The 15,392-nt window shown below is 66.4% G+C and carries 13 protein-coding genes; 6 read left to right on the forward strand and 7 right to left on the reverse strand.

The features are described 5' to 3' along the window. Positions 1-215: 215 nt before the first annotated feature. On the forward strand, positions 216-1,751 hold the full coding sequence (locus tag EES42_RS42465; protein ID WP_124723558.1) for a bifunctional phosphatase PAP2/diacylglycerol kinase family protein: 1,536 nt from the start codon (positions 216-218) through the stop codon (positions 1,749-1,751). 565 nt (positions 1,752-2,316) lie between these two features. Here the strand turns inward: EES42_RS42465 and EES42_RS42475 are convergent. Beyond that, positions 2,317-2,829, reverse strand: coding sequence for a DinB family protein (locus EES42_RS42475; RefSeq protein ID WP_124723560.1), 513 nt, complete (start codon positions 2,827-2,829; stop codon positions 2,317-2,319). A gap of 187 nt (positions 2,830-3,016) precedes the next feature. On the opposite strand from EES42_RS42475, the gene EES42_RS42480 reads away from it, so the two are divergent. After that, positions 3,017-3,493: a DUF3995 domain-containing protein gene (locus EES42_RS42480; RefSeq protein ID WP_124723561.1), complete on the forward strand. Its 477-nt coding sequence runs from the start codon at positions 3,017-3,019 to the stop codon at positions 3,491-3,493. A gap of 301 nt (positions 3,494-3,794) precedes the next feature. Here the strand turns inward: EES42_RS42480 and EES42_RS42485 are convergent, their stop codons facing one another. Together EES42_RS42485 and EES42_RS42490 are read right to left on the reverse strand one after the other, a co-directional pair. Continuing rightward, a complete protein-coding gene (locus EES42_RS42485) occupies positions 3,795-4,361 on the reverse strand; it encodes a YrhB domain-containing protein (protein ID WP_124723562.1) in 567 nt (188 codons plus the stop codon). A 112-nt stretch (positions 4,362-4,473) separates the two neighbouring features. After that, the gene (locus EES42_RS42490) at positions 4,474-5,409 is read right to left on the reverse strand and encodes an alpha/beta fold hydrolase (protein WP_124723563.1); all 936 of its coding nucleotides are present in this window, start codon (positions 5,407-5,409) and stop codon (positions 4,474-4,476) included. Positions 5,410-5,808: 399 nt separating this feature from the next. Here EES42_RS42490 and EES42_RS42495 point away from each other — a divergent pair, with 399 nt between their 5' ends. After that, positions 5,809-6,357, forward strand: a complete 549-nt coding sequence (locus tag EES42_RS42495; protein WP_124723564.1) for a DUF1062 domain-containing protein — start codon at positions 5,809-5,811, stop codon at positions 6,355-6,357. Positions 6,358-6,597: 240 nt separating this feature from the next. Further along, complete coding sequence (locus tag EES42_RS42500; RefSeq protein ID WP_124723565.1) at positions 6,598-7,536, forward strand: IS5 family transposase; 939 nt, start codon at positions 6,598-6,600, stop codon at positions 7,534-7,536. A gap of 52 nt (positions 7,537-7,588) precedes the next feature. On the opposite strand, the gene EES42_RS42505 is transcribed toward EES42_RS42500, so the two are convergent. The 4 genes from EES42_RS42505 to EES42_RS42520 all read right to left on the reverse strand — a co-directional run bounded on the left by EES42_RS42505 (position 7,589) and on the right by EES42_RS42520 (position 11,084). Beyond that, on the reverse strand, positions 7,589-8,038 hold the full coding sequence (locus EES42_RS42505; RefSeq protein ID WP_124723566.1) for a hypothetical protein: 450 nt from the start codon (positions 8,036-8,038) through the stop codon (positions 7,589-7,591). 186 nt (positions 8,039-8,224) lie between these two features. Further along, positions 8,225-9,745, reverse strand: coding sequence for an alpha/beta fold hydrolase (locus EES42_RS42510; RefSeq protein WP_124723567.1), 1,521 nt, complete (start codon positions 9,743-9,745; stop codon positions 8,225-8,227). A 244-nt stretch (positions 9,746-9,989) separates the two neighbouring features. Then, the gene (locus tag EES42_RS42515) at positions 9,990-10,403 is read right to left on the reverse strand and encodes a hypothetical protein (protein WP_124723568.1); all 414 of its coding nucleotides are present in this window, start codon (positions 10,401-10,403) and stop codon (positions 9,990-9,992) included. A 45-nt stretch (positions 10,404-10,448) separates the two neighbouring features. Continuing rightward, positions 10,449-11,084 (reverse strand): hypothetical protein, encoded by a 636-nt coding sequence (locus tag EES42_RS42520; protein WP_241196958.1) that lies wholly within the window; start codon positions 11,082-11,084, stop codon positions 10,449-10,451. A gap of 1,130 nt (positions 11,085-12,214) precedes the next feature. Here EES42_RS42520 and EES42_RS42525 point away from each other — a divergent pair. Next, on the forward strand, positions 12,215-13,465 hold the full coding sequence (locus EES42_RS42525) for a ParA family protein (protein WP_124723570.1): 1,251 nt from the start codon (positions 12,215-12,217) through the stop codon (positions 13,463-13,465). Next, a complete protein-coding gene (locus tag EES42_RS42530; protein WP_164495563.1) occupies positions 13,462-14,730 on the forward strand; it encodes a ParB/RepB/Spo0J family partition protein in 1,269 nt (422 codons plus the stop codon). Before EES42_RS42525 ends, EES42_RS42530 begins: the two co-directional genes overlap by 4 nt. Positions 14,731-15,392 lie beyond the last annotated feature (662 nt).

A 15,392-nucleotide genomic window follows, 5' to 3' on the forward strand; every position in this document is an offset into this window, starting at 1 on the left:
GATGCACTCGGGATGCGCTGGTAGACCAGCAGGTCTTGGCACGAGTGGAGTGCGGGTGGGCCCGAACCAGGGGCGTGGGAGGGGGCCACTATCCGCTTGGGTGGCGGGCCGAGGGTTATCGTCGGCTCCATCAGGCGAGCCCGGTCGCGATGGCGACGCACGTGTCTCGGCGCGTCTGCCGCTTGATCGGGTCCGGGGCGGGTATTCGCTGACTCATGTCTACTGCGAGCAGCAGCACCTCTTTCCCCTTCTCTGCCTCCTGTTCCGTCTCTCTTCCCGTCCCCGCCCGGTTGCGCGGCCTGCTGCACAGCCGGGACCTCGCCCTGTTCCGCAGCGTCGCCGGCCGGCGCTGGCCGGGCGCCGATCAGGTGCTGCCTCGGCTGAGCCGCAGCGCCGATCACGGACTTCTCTGGTTCGGCGCCGCGGCCGGTATGGCGGCACTGGGCAGCAGCGCGCGGGCACGCCGGGCGGCGTTGCGCGGGGTTGCGTCGCTGGCTGTCGCCTCGGCCGCGATCAACACCGTCGGCAAGCGGGCGGTGCGCCGGGAGCGGCCGATACTGGACCTGGTTCCGGTGGTGCGGCAGCTCAAGCGTCAGCCGTTCACTACGTCGTTCCCGTCCGGGCACGCGGCGTCCGCGGCTGCCTTCGCCACGGGTGTGGCCCTTGAGTCGAGGGGCTGGGGCGCGGTCGTCGCTCCGGTCGCGGTGGCCGTGGCTGCCTCTCGCGTCTACACGGGTGTGCACTATCCGGGCGATGTGCTGGCCGGTGTGGCGCTCGGCATAGGGGCGGCGTTCGCGTTGCGTGGGGTCGTGCCGACGCGGGGTCAGCTGCCCGCTCCGGGCCGTCCGCCGGCGGCGGCTGCGTCATTGCCCGCCGGTAAGGACCTAGTCGTCGTGGTGAACCAGGAGTCCGGCACCGCCACCGCGACCGCTTCGCTGGTGCGTGAGGCGCTGCCGCTGGCCGAGGTCGTGGAGTGCGCGCCCGACGAGCTGCCCGGGGCGCTGGTCGAGGCGGCGGGCCGGGGCCGGGCGCTGGGGGTCTGCGGAGGTGATGGCACGGTAAATCTGGCGGCGTCCGTCGCGGCGACGCACGGTTTGCCGCTCGCTGTCTTTCCTGGCGGAACGCTCAATCACTTCGCGTACGATCTGGGCATCGAGACGGTGCACGACACGGCGGCCGCCCTCGCCTCGGGGGGCGCGGTCCGGGTGGACCTGGGCCGGTTCCGGCCCGGTCCCCAGGGGCCGGGCGGGGCGGACGGCTACTTCCTCAACGCGTTCAGCCTGGGGGTCTATCCGGAGCTCGTGCGGACCCGGGAGCGCTGGGCACCCCGTATCGGCGGCTGGCCCGCCGGGGTCCTCGCGGCCTTCGAAGTACTGCGTGGTCAACGCCCGCTGGCGGCCGAGCTGCAGGGGAAGCGGCGGCCGTTGTGGCTCTTGTTCGTGGGCAACGGGCTCTTCCAGCGGGTAGGGCCCGCTCCCGGACGGCGGCACAACCTGGCGGACGGCCTGCTGGACATCAGAGCAGTCCACGGCGGCCGGACTCCAGGGCTGCGACTGCTGGCAGCAGCGGTGGCCGGTCCGCTGACCCGCTCCCCCGTCCACGCGGCGGTACGTCGGCACCGTGTACGGATCACCGGCCTGGTACCGGGGACCCCATATGCGTACGACGGTGAAGTCGCCTACTCGGGAACGGAATTGTCGATCGACAAGCTGCCAGAAGCACTCACGGTCTACTGCCCCATGACCCTGTGACGGAAAGACCGGGGCAGCGGACGAGAAATCCTCGGCGAAGCCCTTCATGCCCGCCGGAGCTGAGGGAAACGATCTGGTGCTCATATCGCACCGGACGCGAACAAGTTCCCGAACGGACAGGTCCCTTGCCCGCCCCGCTGTCGGAGTCCGGCTTCCAGCCACCCTGTCGGCCTTACCAGCCAGGGCATCGTGGCCTGGGCCGCCCGGACGAGCGGTGGCTCGGGAAGCGGCACCACCGTCTCGGTGTCCCCGGCCGGTGCGCACTCGCCGCGCCCGGGGGCGGCGGCGTGGGCGGTGCCGGCCACGTCGCTGGCAAGGGCGCGGGCGAGGGGCACGGGTGGCCCGAGGCAGATCGGCCCCTACACGATGCGGGCGCGGCTGGGCCAGGGAGGAAGGATGGGCCGGGTCTTTCTGGGGCGACCACCGCTCTGGCCGGCCGGTCGGCCAGAGCGGGAGCCTGAGAGCCTGTGCCAAGAGCGCGGCGGACTGTCACGGCGGCCGTCGTACGGGCAGCGCATCACCTACCGCTCCGCCCGCCGGGCTCCCGTACAACGGGCCTCGGGCGCTATACGCCGGTGGTGCCATCGATGCGTTCCCGGACCAGGTCGGCGTGGCCGTTGTGGCGGGCGTACTCCTCGATCATGTGGACGTAGATCCAGCGAAGGCTGACGTCCTGCTCCATGAAGCGACCGGTATCGGCCAGAGCGCGGTCGGCGCAGTGTTCACGGGCGCGGGCGATCTCCGCGTGCCAGGTGGCGAGGGCATCGCTCAGGGTGGCGCCCTCAGCCACGTCGAAACCGCCGTCGGGGCCATCCGGGTCGGCCTGCGGGTCGTAGATGGGCGGAGCCTGTTCTCCGGCGAACACTCGACGGAACCAGTTCCGCTCCACCTCCGCCATGTGCTGGACCAGGCCGGTCAACGTGAAGTCGGACGGTGGCACGGACGCGGCGGCGGCCTGCTCCTCGTCCAGTCCCTCGCACTTCATGGCGAGTGTGATGCGGTGAAAGTCGAGCCAGCCTTCGAGCGTCGTGCGCTCGTCGGCGTTCAGGGGCGGCATAGGACGGTCGATAGCGCTCATCGGTCGATTATCGCCAGCGTCCGAAACCGTCAGCGGGCAGGGCTTCCTGCAGGACGAACGTTGCCTGCTGCGGCACCAGGCGCATGGGGCCGATGTGATCGGTCCCATGCGGTGACCGAGGGGTGGGCGTGCTGGTTTCTCAGCAATACCGGTAGCGGCGTGTCACGGCAGTGGCATGCTCCTAGCCATGTATGAGGATCCGCAGGGCAGGACAACGCCGGGGTTGTGGGGGTGTATCGCGTGCGCCTGGGCGGTCGCTTTCGCCGTGCTTCATTTCTTCTGGGCGCTGGGCGGCAGCTGGGGCCTCAGTGTCTCGGCGGGGCCCCTGGCCGAGGAACGCCCCGGGTGGTTCGTGACGGTGGGCTTGTGGGGTGTGGGGTTGCTATGCCTTGTCGGCGGTGTGCTGGGATGGCTGCTCGCCCGGCCGCGGCCTCGTGACCGGGCAGGACGGATGGTCAGGGCCCTGGGCTGGTGTGCCTGCGCTGTACTGCTGGTGCGCGGTATCTCCGTCGAGGTGCTGCTGCTGATCGGTACTGCGGGCGAGAGAATAGACGTTAGCCCGGAACAGCGGCTGTGGACGCTGCTGTTGTGGAATCCCTGGTTCCTGGTCGGTGGTCTCGTGTTCGGTATGGCCGCATGGCGGTCCGGAAGAGCGCGGGCTTGAGCAGCGGCGCCGCCTGACGGTGCCTCGGGGCCCGCGAAGAGGGATTCCCGCCTCCTCCGCATCACCACCTGGATCGTGCGTCACCCAGGCCCCCTGACCGACAGCCAGCGCGAACAACCCGACCGCATCCCCGACACGTACTCCCGGCCTCGCCATGACCGCGACCTCACCCACGAGTCCAGCACCATCACCCACGAATACCAAGGCCAGAAACCCTCACCCCCACACAACCATCGTGAGACCCCATCCCAACCAAACCAGCGGGTCTACGAGCTGACTGCGCAGGTTGTCGGGACGCATCTCAGAAATCAGCATCAACGCCGAAGGTCCGTACGGCGAGCACACGATCGAGCGGTTTCACAAGCTCCTGGTGAGCGATGGCCAGGAGCTGAGTCGGCACTTCGCCCGCGAGCAGCCCGGTTACGTAGGCGAGGGCATGCGTCGGGGAGAGCCCAGTCACCTTCCGACGAAGGGCACGGACAGCAGCGATGCGGCTGCCCGTTGCTTCAGCTACCGTCCGTAGTTCGTCGTGGAGATCATCCACCGGAGTGCGGGCCGGCAGCCCTCGGATACGACTGCGGTAGTCGTCCTCCCAAGCCTCCTGGATCTCGGAGACCGCTCCAATCGAGTGGAGCCCGCCATTGACGCGGTCGACCAGATACGGACCGTGTCCCACCAGCATCGCGGCTACATTGCGCGTTCGCGCATACTCCTCGGATTGGACATAGACCTTCCAGACGAGCTCGTGCTCGACCACGTGCACGACCACGCTGCGCGGGAACTGTTCAACGCCAGCGGCAACCCACGCCTGATGGCTACGCGCCAGCTCTTCCTCGACGATGCGTACCGCGTCATCACGTTCGATCACGACCGCAGCATCGTCTAGAACGTCACCTCGCCACCACGGGTTTCCCCCACCAGGCAGCCCCGAAATGCGGCGGAGACTGCTGCGGGCCTGGGAAACGGCCGCAGCTCGGGGGTCAGTGCCGTGTGGCGGCCATGTCCTCGATCTTCTTGAGTACGAGGTCGGGACGGTCCTTCGGCACTTCGTGAGAACTGCCCTTGGCGGTGACGAGCGTTCGGTTGGGCCCGTCCTGGGCGAATGTAGCGGCGGCGTCACGCCAGCGCTGGGCGTCCGCGGGAGAACCGTCGAGCGGGGTCTTCTCCGAGACTATGACTGTTGCCGGTACCGCGTCCGGCCAAGTGACCTTGTGGAATGCCTTGTGCGCCGGGGCGAAGCCCTCCGCGGTGAAGATGATCTGTCGGTTCTCCGGCTTGTCGGGATCCTTCTTCGCCGCGTCAACCTGCGGCTGGCTCGCGGCTACGAGACGGGGAATCTCCTCGTCCGTGAAGAACGGCGGGAGATTGGCGTCGACCAGGACTGCGCCGGAGAGCATCTTCGGGTTGTCCTTGGCGAAGTAGCTTGCGATCTCGCCTGCCTGGGAGTGGGACACCAGGGTCACGTTCTTGGTGACGCCCAGCTGCGCGAGCCCCGATTTGAGGTCGCTGACAGCGCTCTCGACCTTCCAGGCGCCGGGCACCACGTCGCTCTTGCCGAGACCGGCCCGGTCGTATGTGATGACGGTGGCGCCGGTCTCCGCGTGAAGCTTGGGGACGAGGTCCTTCCACTGTGAGGAGTCCTCGCCGCCGCCCGAGTCCAGGACGATCGTGTGGCCGTTGCCTTGTGTGACGTGGAAGGCCAGGCGGTGACCGTCATTGGTGATCATGTGCAGCTTCGATACTCCTGGCTGTCCGGCTCCCGGCGAGCTGGACGGCTTGGCCGAGGACGAGGCAGCGCGCTCGGGGGCGGAGTCCTTGTCGCCGCAAGCCGTGACGGCGCCGGCAGTCAGGGTCAGCAAGGCGAGGGCCGACAGAACACGGTACGTGGACCGGTGCTTGTGGGTAGTGCGGGACATGAGTGATCCTTCAGCGGCCGAGGGTGCTGTTGTGGCTGTCAGCCCAATCATTCGGTGAATCGGTTGACCAAAGAATCCGACTGGCACGTCTGTTGGTGGTGTCGCTGATGCCAGTGAGCACGCTGGGGTTAGCCCCAACAAGCGACCACTGAGTGGTCTCGGCCGGCGGGTCTGCGACTTGTCCGTGATCGGCCGGACAAATCCTGTCGCTGAGGCGCTCGAAAACCAGTGGCACAGCGCCGTCGTGCGTCATTACCGTGCTGCCGAGCCAAGTCGTCTAGGCAAGGACGTTCCGTTGTACACCCTGTGAGACCTCCCGAGTGCTGATCTGTCGCGCGTCGCGCATGTGCGCCGCGCTGCTTTTTGCTGCGGACTTCTCACTGAAATCGGTGTATTTCTGTGCTCGAAAACTGGGTGGTCATGCCCACCTGCCTGCCGATCGTTCTCCGACGCTGCCATACATGCGCGTCCGATCGTTTCCGGGCAAACGGTAAATTTCGCGTCAACGCGAACCACAAGCTCATCGACGCTTGGCTCCTCGTGCTCTGTACGTCGTGCGGGGAGACGGCGAAGCTCACGGTCCTGGAGCGGGTGAATGTGCGCTCCGTACGGCCTGAGCTGCTGGACCGGCTGCACGGCAATGATGTCGGCCTGACAGCGGAGTTGCTCCAGGATCCGGTCGTGCATCGCCGTGATCGCATCGCTCTCGACTGGACCGACGCCTGGCGCCTCGACACCGGCGGATCGGATCTTCTGGACCGCGAGGTGATCGACATCTCGGTCCGCTTCGCGGCGCGGATCCCGGTCCGGCCGGTGCGGCTGATCGCTGCGGGTTGTGGTCTTTCGCGGGCCGAGGTCGAGAGGCTGATCGCGAAGGGGAAGATCGTCTCGGCGGACCGACTGAGTGGCAAGCTCTCCGGCGACTTCGCCTTCATGCTCAAGCGCTGAGCCCTCCCCCGGCCCATGGGCTTGTCCGGCGAGAGCCGCCGGACAAGCCCTGGAGGCCGCCGTGGTCAGGCTCTACGGCGGCCTGTGCTCACTGGCCCGCTCTCGTACTCCTCGACCCGGTGCACCATCGGCTCCCGGACCGTGATCCCACCTTTTCGGTTGGTCTGCGGGAGCCCGGGTCCGCTAGGCCGTGTCCGATGGCTCGCGTGACGCTCCCGCTGGGCACTCGTTTTGTGGGACATGGGGCGGGGAGATCTGTCGGATGAAGAGTGGGCTCGGCTGGAGCCGCACTTGCCAACGAATCACGGGCGGGGCGGACGCTGGCAATGCCACCGGCGTGTGATCAACGGGATTCTGTTCCGGCAGCGGACCGGCCTCCCCTGGCGGGACTTGCCTCTTTGCTTCGGTAGCTGGAAGACGGTTCATGACCGCCATCGCAGGTGGTCGGCGGACGGCACGTGGGAGAAGATCCTGCTGGCCGTCCAGACCAACGCCGATGCCGAGGGCCGGATCGACTGGAGCATAGTCAGCGTCGATTCCACGACCTGCCGCGCTCATCAGCACGCGGCTGGCGCCCCCACCCGCGCGCCGAAGACCCAGGGACAGCGCAAGAGCCCGGCGCGCCACCGCTCCGATGAGGCCCTGGGACGCTCGCGAGGTCGGCTCACAAGCAAGATCCACCTTGCGGGAGAGGGCGGGCTCCGCCCTCTCGGGTTTGTCATCACGCCCGGCCAGTGGGGGGACGCACCACAGATGATTCCCGTCCTGGAAGAGATCCGTGTGCCCCGGCAGGCTGGTGGACGACCGCGCACTCGGCCCGGCCACGTCGGGGGAGACAAGGCGTACTCATCACGTAGTAACCGGCGCCACCTGCGCAGACGCCAGATCAAACACACCATCCCCGAACCGAGGGACCAGCGGGCCAACCGTCGGCGGCGCGGCAGCCAAGGCGGCCGACCCGCAGCGTTCGACAAGAAGATCTACCGCCGACGCAACGAAGTCGAGCGGACCATCAACCGGCTCAAGAATTTCCGAGCCGTCGCCACACGCTTCGACAAGCGGGCGTACATCTTCCACGGGACCGTTACCGTGGCTGCTATCCGCCTATGGCTCCGTCCGCAGCGAAACGCCCCGTTCAGAGCTTATCTGCACCCGGGTAGTGGTGGCGCAGTTCGCTGAGCACGCGCGCGTCGACAGCCCTGACGTCCCAGGATGAGCTGTCGAACTCGGTCTACCAGGGTGAGCGGGTGTCGCGGCGTGCTTCCGGGGTCTGCGCGGGAAGAACCGTGTCTTGGTCGGTGCGCAGCAGCATGCCCGGGTCGGGTTCGAAGTCCTCGTTGGGCGGTGCCGGCTGGTGGAAACGCTCGGTGTGCGGAATGGTGACTTCCACCAGCCGGCCCCCCTGGAACATCCATAGCCCGAAGCAGTCGTCGTCCTGGTCGCGAAGCAGAACTTGCACCGTATGCGGATGCGGCCACGGCAGCGACTCCAGGTGCCTGAGCACGCCCTTGCGGGCACGCAATTTCTCGAACTCCAGGGCCCACCCGAACTTGTAGCCCCATTGGCCCGTTATCGGGACGAAGCGGCCTCGCCACATGCGTTCCGGATCGTCCTGGGTCAGCGGTTCCATCACCTCGTCCGACCAGCGGGCGAGAACGATGACCTCGGCATCTCTACTCATGCCGGAGTATCACCGCATCCGCCTGATCCGCCGCAACCCAATTCCTCAACCGGCCGAAGCAGGCAAGGGTGGGCGGATTGGCGACGAGCTCTCAGTGCCAGCGAGCCCGACGACGGCGCCTTCGGAGAAGCCCATCTGCGCCTAGGCCACGGCCCTGATCAGCTCACACGACTCATCGGACAGCCGCTAGTGCTCCCGGGTCTGAAGTGTGCTCTTCGGGCTGGTCAGGTAGGCGTCGATCACTCGCATCGCCTTCTCCGTCCCTCCTCTGCGGTAGAGCCAGTGGCCCACGACGTCCATCGTGAACAGGGACGCCTTCGGGAAGGAGCTCGCCATGCGCTGCGCGCCCGGCAAGGGCGTCGCCAGGTCATGGGTGGCGTTGGCCACGAGGACGGGCGGGAGTTCGCCCTTGGCCCGGGCCGGCCGGGGCTTGGGCGGCATGGTCCAGCCCTGGCAGCCGAGGACGGTGTCGAGGGCCTGGGCGTTGTAGCGGGTGTGCGGGGCGGCCTTCGCGGCCCTCTTCAGGATGGCCCGGTACTGGGCGTAGTCGCGGATCCGGAAGTCGTAGTCCCGGCACAGCACGATCCGGAAGACCGGGTCGGTGACGGTGGGGAACCAGCGGACCTCGCCCTTTCCCGTGTACAGGGCGGCCAGTTGCTGTGCCGTGCTCTCCGGGTTTCCCTTGCCGAGTGCGAAGGTGAGGAAGTCGGACAGTTCGTCGGCGTCGATCTTGGTCGGTGTCGGTCCGTCCGGGCCCGGGTCGCGCAGTGTGCCCGCGTCGGCGCGGGCGAACAACGTGTCGGTGACGGCTGTGAGGTCTTTGCCCTTGAGTGCGCAGGCTGCGTCCTTCCTGCACCAAGCGGCAAGCCGCTTCAGGGTGTTGTCGATGGTGACGCTGCCGTCGGTGAGGTATCGCTCGGCGTTCGGCCGGTGCGGGTCCATCGCGCTGTCGAGGGCCAGTGCGCGGAGCTTTCCCGGGAACAGCCGTGCGTAACGCTCGCCGAGGAACGTGCCGTAGGAGTGGCCGATGAAGCTGATTTGACGTTCGTCGATGGCGGTACGGATCGCGTCCATGTCGCGGGCGACGCTCTCGCCGTCCATATGGGCGACGAGCGGGCCCGTCCGCTTCAGGCAGCTGGCAGCAAGGCGGCCGTTCAGGGTGCGCAGCCGCTCGAACTCGGCCTCGTTGCGGGGGCGGGCCGGGATCGAGTCGAGGATCGTCTCATCGCAGTCGGCCGCACCGCTGCGGCCGATGCCTCGTGGGTCGAAGCCGATCATGTCGAAGCGCTGGAGCATGGCCGCGGAGTATCCGCTGATGGGGTCGTCGGCGTACAGGGCGTCGTCGGATCCGGCTGCCCCGGGGCCGCCCGGGTTCGACATGAGGACGCCGATCCTTCGGGTGGGGTCTGTGGCCCGGTAGCGGGCGACGAAGATTCCGGTCTTCGGGCCCTTCGGCTTCGACCAGTCCAACGGCACCTCGACCGTTCCGCACTGGGCCCTCGGGCTGGGGTCGGGGTAGGGCGGTTCGGCCTTGGGGCAGGCGCCCCAGCGGATCGGCGGGACGGAGGCGGTTGGGCCGGACGGTTCCTGGGCGGCTGCCATCCCAGGAACGCCCAGGGCAGCGGCCACGGCGGACAGGGTCAGGAGTACGGAGATGCCCCGCCGTCTCGTGTGCGGGCTCGGTTGCACGCGCATGCTCGTGTTCATGCGCGTCACTGTTTCGGCCCCGTATGACGGCGTCTCCATGGGCACATGGTGGGAACGTAACAAGGCGTTCGGAGCTTGCTGTCGGAGGCCGGTTGCACCAGTGCGGTCAAGGGTGGCGGGCTGTCGACGGCGGCGCCTCGCCGACTGTCGCGCGTACCGGTATAGTGAGGTGCACAACTTGTTGTTCAGGCACAGAGGCCCCGCCATCCCAGATGGCGGGGCCTCTGTTTTGTCTTCTGTCGGGTCAGGCGATGCGGAGGTCGGGGCGGCCTTCGGCCGGCGGTGCTGCGCGGTATTCCGGCAGGTGGATGGTGGGCAGCTTGCCACTCTTCATCTCTTCGAGGGCGTACGCGAAGGCGGCTTCCATGTCCGTCACGCTCTCGTATTTGGCGGCGAGCGGGTGAAGTCGGTAGCGGTTGCCCCCGCGGCCTTCGGCGCGGGAGCGCAGCACGAGGTTCAGCTCGAACAGCGGCTCCATCAGTGCGCTGACGGTGGGTGGCTTCACCTTGTACTCCACTGCCATCTCGCGCTGGCTCGGGAGCGCGCCGCCGTTCTCGCTCCGGAAGATCAGGTACTGAAGGAATTTCACCGGGGCAGCTCCGATGGGCAGCGCCCAGATGCGCTCAGCGACGAGCGGCGACATGACTGCAACGGCCATCGGTGCCTTCCTCCGTATCGAATCGGCTTGTCGTGGTAGCGAGCATCACCCTGTGCGCTTCCTTCTGACAGGCTCGGGCACTTCGCCATCCAGGTTAAGGTCCAGCGCTTCCTGGTGGTGAACCAGCTCCGGACCAATTCTGTGCGGAAACGCTGTCGGATCGTCATCGTGGTCGGCGGCGATCTGGGCGAGCACTTCGTGCTGGGCGGTGCTGTTGCCCTGGAACCAGAGGGTGACGTTGAGGCGGATTCGTCCGTTCCCTGCCGGTTCGAGCCACTTGTATTCGCAGAGGGTTCGGACGGCACGGTTCACGGTGGGGCGGGTGATCATCTTGGCGCCGGGCTTCTTGGCCGCGAGTCCGTTCAGGCCGTCGGTGATCTCCTGCTGGGTGTACTCCGCGATCCCAGTGCCGGGCCGCTGTCCGCCCGCTACGTACAGGAACACGCACAGCTGGCTCTTCGTGATGCCGTTGGCGATGAAGAGCTGGGGCAGCAGCTGCGTGAACCAGTTGCTGGCGAGGCTGTAGCCGGCGCCTCCGGCGAAGCTGTGAACCGATCGCGGGTCGTTCTCGTACTCGAAGGTGACGCCCTTGAGCTTGCGTTTCCCTGCCCTCGGCTGTGTTGTCTCCGGGGCAGTCGTACCGAGTTGCTCACCCAACAGGTTCAGGATGTCGTCGAACACGGCGTTGCTCTCCGGCGAGGAAGCGGGAGATGGCACTGCTCGGGGCCGACGCGGCTGGCGCGACGGCGTTTCAGATGTCACTGGACCCTCCTTGTTGCTCAGGCGGTCCGAGGCTATCCCAAAAGTTCGGCTGAGCCTTACTTTTGACGGCTCGACACGCTTCGAGTCTGAGAGGGCAACGCGCTCGCTTCAAAAGTTTGCCTGAGCCGAACTTTCAGTGCAAGAAGGCAGCGGAAGTTAGTCTGAGCCTAACTTCTGGTTTCGTTCTGCAGCACATTTTGATCGAATCGGTGCCACAGGCCGGGGTGTTCGCCCGGAGTCGGCACTCCTCTGACCTGCGGTTTCTCCGGCGCGTACGGCCCGTTTGAAAAGTTAGGCTGAGCCTTACTTTTGCGGCCAAATGTGCTGGCCAGGTTAACATTTTGACCTTCCAAATGTGTCGGCCAGAGCATGATCAACATCGCATATGTGCAGGTCAGAGGGTTTTGGGGGCTCGGCGCCTCTTATAAAAGAAGACTCGCACCCGACGTACGGCTCCGCGCGGAGCCGGGGTGTGTGCCTGTGTCTGCGGCGCGTCATCAGCGTCAGCGCGGCCTTCGGCAGCGTCAGCAGGGCCTTCAGCCACTGCTCCTGAACGGACGTCACTAGCTCGGCCATCCAATCGCCGGACTGAACCTCAGCCGACGAAAGCGAGCCCCGACGATAGGTTCACGGACTCTGCGGCAGGAGTGCCCACCCGAGCCATCCACTCGGATCAGCCACTGTGCTGCTTTTGATCGCCCGCGGTTTCACGAACCCGACGGACCGCGATGGTTCAGTGGCGGAGTCCAGGCCGACGCGGATCCCCCGATGGACAAGATGCCCTGCGGGTCATCCAGTTGCTGCATTTGTTGGTCTGCTCGAAGACTGGGCTGCATCGATGGCGACGCCGGTGAGGGCGAAGCGGTCCGCATTATAGCTTAGGTCTGCCGAGATTAGGCCACTCCCCCACGTGCCAGCACCGAGTCGGGTCTTGGTGAGCCGTTGTGGGGGAGCTATCACGGCGTGATAGCTCCCCCACAACGAAAAAGCTGACACAGCTAACGCGTCGCGTGCTCAATTGATCTATGGCGTTAGTAGAGTGACGAACTATGACGACACCCGACACCAGGGGCGACCGAGAGAAGGTCGTCTCGAAGCTGCCCTCCTGGCTTCGCCAGGAACTCAAGGTCCGCGCCGTTCAGCACGGCATCGACATGCAGGACGCCGTCGAAGCCGGCATCACTGCATGGCGCGGTCTCGGATCCAACCTCTCCCCCATCGATACTTCCGGGGCGGAGTCCTTCGCGACATTCCTGCCCTCTCCCCTGTGGAGCGAGTTCCGCTCGGACTGCAAGCGCCGCGGGGTCTCCCTCATCCAGGGCCTGGCCCAGTCCGTTCGGGTCTGGTTGGACAGCCATCCCGCACCCGCCGTGAAGCGCCCCGACATCGTCCGACGCGTCGTCATCTGCAATCAGAAGGGCGGCGTCGGCAAAACCGCCGTCACTGCCGGAACCGGTGAGGCACTCGCGGAGGACTCCACCGCCCTGGTGCCGGTCCGTGTCTCCAAGCATTTCGCCGCACTCCTCGAAGAGGACGAAGGTGCCGCCAGCGATCCGCTCGCTCTGGAGGATCTTCCTGGGCTCGGGCAGCGTGTTCTGCTCGTCGACTTCGACCCTCAGGGGCACCTCACCAAGCAGCTGGGCCACGCTCCCCTGGCCATGGACGGCGACTCTCTCACCAATCACATGGCTGGTGACGGCAAGGGTTCACTGAGCGATCTCATCGTGCCGATCGAGGAAGACCGGTTCGGTGGGCGCCTGCACCTTCTGCCTGCCTGCACCGATGCATTTCTCCTCGATGTACGACTCGCCTCCGTCCGTGCACGGGAGTCGGCCCTCGAACGAGCCCTTGCCGCAGTCGAGCCCGACTACGACGTCATTCTGATCGACTGCCCTCCGAGCCTCGGGCTGAGCATGGATGCCGCCACCTACTACGGGCGCCGTCGCCCGCAGGAAGTGCCGGGCAACTCCGGTGTTCTCATCGTGGTCCAGGCCGAGGACAGCAGCGCCGATGCCTACGAGCTGCTCACATCGCAGATCGAGGACATGCGCAATGACCTCGCTCTCGACGTGGACTACCTCGGCCTGGTCGTCAACCACTACGACGCCCGTCGCGGTTACATCGCCACCTCCTCGCTCCAGTCCTGGATGGCCATAAAGGATCCGAGAGTCGTGGGCGTCATCGGAGACCTCAAGGAACAGAAGGAAGCCGTCCGTGCCAAGCGGCCGCTTCTTGCCTATGCACCCCGCTGCGAACAGTCCGTTGCGCTCCGCGCCCTCGCCCGGGAGATCAGCAAGTGAGTAAGGCCAAGAACCTCGGGGCCGGTTCCTCCTTCGCGCAGGCCCGCCCCATCAGCGCCCGGCGGGCCGCGATCGGTGCCGCTACGGGTGTGCCGACGGCCGGCGTCCCCGATCCGACCGAGCTTTCTCTGAACCTCATCAGCCAGAACCCCGACAACCCCCGCGAAGAGCTGCGCGATCTTGAGGGGCTGGCGGAAAGCATTGCGGAGATCGGCCTCGTCAACGCTGTGACGGTGGCTTCGATCGAGGCCTATCTGGAGGAGCGTCCGCACCGTGCGGCCGACCTCGACGAGGGTGCACGGTATATCGTCGTCGACGGCCATCGGCGTCTTGCCGCGGCACGTCTTGCCGGTGCTGCGAAGATTCGCGTCAGCGTCGACAACGCCCTTGTCTCCACGGACGAAGCTCTGCTTGAGGCGGCCTTCGTCGCCAACGTCCACCGTGACGACATGAACCCGCTGGAGCAGGCACAGGCGCTTCGTACGCTCGTCGACTTCTACGGTTCTCAGACCAAGGCTGCCAAGAGACTCGGCATCGCCCAGTCGACCATTTCGTCGAAACTCTCCGTTCTCGACCTCGATCCTCAGCTCCAAGCGGACCTTGTGGAGGGGCGCCGCAAGATCGAGCACGTACGGAATCTCTCCAAGCTGCCGCCCGATGAGCAGCGCCAGCAGGCGGACGCGCGGGCTGCCGCAGGGGTTCAGCGGCGCTCGGCGGTACGCGAGCTATCACGGCGTGATAGCTCGGAGAGCGGAGATGCGAATGAATCGGGGGGTGAGGCCGATACCTCAGATGGTCTTGCCGTCCCGGGTAGCTCTGAGGGACAGCGGGCGGCAGTATCACGGCGTGATAATCCGGGGGAGGCTCCGGCAGGGCTATCACGCCGTGATAGCCCGGGGGAAAGCCAAGCCGACCTATCACGGCGTGATAGCCCGAGCGAGGAACAGTCCGACCTATCACGGCGTGATAATCCGGGAGCTCGGGAGGCCGGGCTATCACGCCGTGATAGCCCCGAGGCTCGGGAAGAGGTGTCGGCGACACACGATGAAGTACCTGGGCAACGGTCGGAGCACGCCGGACGCCAGGTGGCTCCGGCTCAGCTGGCCCCGGGGGAGTCGGGCATCGTCGCGCTCGGCAAGGTTACGAAGATGCCCTGGCACGACGGTCATCAGGTTGCCGACCTTGTGCTGCGGAAGATGGACGAGGCGCAGCGGAAGATCCTTGTCGACAGGATTCTTGCCGAGGGAACCGACTCGGTTCGATGAGTGGCCCGGTGGGGGAGAGGGCTGAGGTGCTGGGGTACTGACTCCGGTTCTCGGCCCGCCTCCGCCACGGCCAACAGCCATGGCCCGCTCACGGTGGTCTGCTGCGGGCCGGCCTGCAGTGGTGGGCCGGGCGAGGAACTGTTCGGCCCAGCAGGGGGTTGGCTGCCGATGCGACAGAACTCCGGTTGTCCGGGCTGCAGTTTCATGACCATCGGCAGGCGCGACTGGCTGGTATGTGCTGGTGGAAGCAGCCGTGCGGGGAAGCCGCTTGAGCCTGGACAGAGACGGTTTCGGGTGGCTCAGGTGGTGGGGGAGTGGCCTCAGCGACTGGATGTCAGCGACTGAATGAGTGTTGAGTCGCTTCGTTCTGTGGTGGAAAACCGCAGGTCAGAGGGTTTTGTCGGGGGAACAGCGACTGAAGCGACTCAAGTTCCAGGTATATGGAGACATTCGTGGGTGTGCGTGTGAGCGCGTGTGCGTCATATATAGCGAGCTTGAGTCGCTTCAGTCGCTGTTCTGTGTCGAATACGCCTCTGACCTGCTGTTCTGTGTGCCTGTTGGTAAGCGACTGAGCGACTGCCGGTCTCAGGGCCCTCAGTCGTGCGGTCGCCGGGGCATTTTGCAGATGCGTACACCTGTTCTGTCTCATGTACCTCTCCTCT

This window comes from Streptomyces sp. ADI95-17 (genome assembly GCF_003846175.1).
In the GTDB taxonomy this organism is placed as follows: domain Bacteria; phylum Actinomycetota; class Actinomycetes; order Streptomycetales; family Streptomycetaceae; genus Streptomyces; species Streptomyces sanglieri.